At 57.3% G+C, this 2,437-nt stretch carries 1 protein-coding gene; it reads right to left on the bottom strand.

The features are described from left to right. Window positions 1-2,437, bottom strand: a 2,437-nt coding sequence (locus tag FEM54_RS30555; RefSeq protein ID WP_138454064.1) for an ATP-binding protein, incomplete at both ends; no start/stop codon positions are given.

The following is a 2,437-nucleotide window of genomic DNA, read 5'->3' as shown; positions in this document are numbered from 1 at the left end:
CTTTGTAGCCTGGCTTATCCGCAGGCTCCAGTAATGCCAGGCGCTGTTCGAGGATGGCCAGGCTGATCGGTTTGATCAGGCAGTCGCCCATGCCGGCGTTAAGACAACGGTCCATTTCTTCCTGCTGGGCGTCGGCTGTCAGCCCCAGAATCGTCAATGCACCGCTGTCGCGTTGCTGTTCTTCCTTGCGGATTGCCAGTGTCAGTTCTACTCCGTCCATGACCGGCATGTGGTAATCCGTGATAAGCCAGTCAACCGCAAACGCACGCCACGCCTCCAATGCCTCCAGTCCATTGCTGGCTTCAATCACTTTGCAGCCCAGGTACTCCAGCTGTGCGCGCAACATTTGACGGTTCAAGGTGTTGTCGTCTGCGATCAGCACTCGCATGGCCCAGCTTGGAGTGGCCTCGGAGGACGCGGGCAGCGGCAGTTTTTCTTCAGGCAGCGGTTCCAGAAGCTTGAGCTTGAGGGTTACGTTGACCGTTGTGCCTTGCCCCAGCGTGCTGGTCAGATCCAGACGGCCACCCATCATTTCACACAGCGAACGCGACACCACCAACCCGAGCCCGCTGCCGCCATGGACCGAGAGGTCTGACTGAGTCACTTGCGCGAAGGGGCGAAACAGCGTTTGCCGATCTGCCTCACTGATGCCTATACCCGTGTCATGCACTTGCAGATGCATGTTGAGTGTTTGCCCATTCACCACGCGGCATACCAAGCGGATGACGATACGGCCGCGTTCCGTGAACTTGATCGCATTGCTCACCAGATTGGACAGTACTTGTTTGAAGCGCAGAGGGTCGATGGAGACGTCCAGGGTGGTGCCGGCGTCGATTTCCAGAATCAGGTCCAGTTTCTTCTTTCTCGCCAGCCCTTCGAATACCCGCGCCACCATCTCCACCAGATTCTTGAGGTTGGCCCGGCGTGGGGAGAAGCTCAAATGCCCGGATTCAATGCGTACGATATCCAGCGTATTGCCCAACAGCTCAAGCAGGTTCTTGGCGGCCGTGTAGGCCACGTCGATGTTCACTCGATCCAGTACGCCGTGGTCGGCGCGTTTGAGCGCCAACTCCAATGTGCCGATTACCGCGCTCATGGGCGTGCGGATCTCGTGGCTCATCGTCGCCAGAAACTGGGTTTTGGCATGGCTGGCCTCGTCAGCCCGGGTTTTTGCCTGTTGCAGTTGTTCGATCAGTTGATGATGTTGCGAAACGTCCTGCCAGCCGCAGATCACCCCGGCAATCAGGCCGTTGGAATCACGAAAGGGCTGAATCCAGTGCTCGATAAAGTGGGGTTGCCCGTCGATAGTGATCTGCAGTTGCTGTTCGATGGGGTTGCCATCCTCCATGGCCTGCAGGTAACTCTGGTGGAGCGTAGGCGCCAGTTCGATATCGCCATACTGGGTTTGCAAGGCGGTTTTACCCAGCACTTGGGATTGACATAGCTTCATGACGTGTTCATAGCTGCGGCTGCATGACAGCAGGCGTCCTTCGCGGTCGCGTACATACACTGGCACGGGCATGGCATGGTTCAAGGTTTGCAGAAACTCCAACTGATCATTCAGGGCTTTCTCAGCGGCGACTCGGCGACGAATCTGACGGCGCAGTTGTACGATTCGAATGATTGACACCAGCAGCACCAGCAATGCGCAGCAGATGATCTGCAGGATCACCAGTTTGTAGTCGCGCCAGTTCTGGCCACTCATGGCCGCATTAGCGCGCCAGCGAATGGTGATTGCATTAAGCTCGTCAGGTGGGATGCTCAGCAGAGCTTTATCCATGATCGACTGCAGCTCGGTTTCGCCACGGCGCATGGCGAAGTTGGCGGTGGCCGCCTGGCCGTCGACGACACCGGCCACGCGCAGTTCTTTTTCATAGAGGCGCGCGGTGTAGTAACGAGCCATGGACAGGGTCATCAACACAGCGTCGGCGTCGCCATTGACCACCATGCGCATGGCCTCAAGGTTGTTTGTTGGGGTAATCAACTGCACCGTGGGAAAGCCTTTGCGAATGCTGTCGATCAATACATGCCCCTGGACAATGGCCAGGCGCTTGCCGGCCAAAGCATTGAGACTCGAACGCTCTCGGCCCGATTCAGCAGTCGACGCGACCAGCGCAAACGAGCTGGTTGCGAATGGATGGCTGAAACGGAAATGGTTCAGCCGCTCCGGGCTGGCCGTCAACACGGCTAAATCAGTATCGCCGTCGCGTAAAGCGTCCTGAATGCCTTCAAAACTGGAGGCGCGTTGAATCTCGAACTTGAGCCCGGTGCGTTGGGTGATGATCTCGAACAAATCGGATATCACACCGTTGAAGCGGCCCTTGGCGTCGAAAAATGCCGAGGGTGCCATGTCATCGTTAATCATGAAGCGCGCCACTGGGTGCTGGACCAGCCAGCGTTTTTCCTGGGCGTTCAGATGCACATTATCGTCCGGCAT

Origin of the sequence: Pseudomonas edaphica (assembly GCF_005863185.1) — a bacterium.
Classification (GTDB): domain Bacteria; phylum Pseudomonadota; class Gammaproteobacteria; order Pseudomonadales; family Pseudomonadaceae; genus Aquipseudomonas; species Aquipseudomonas edaphica.
The sequence above is the reverse complement of the archived record's forward strand: the minus strand, read 5'-3'. Positions and strand labels throughout refer to the sequence as shown.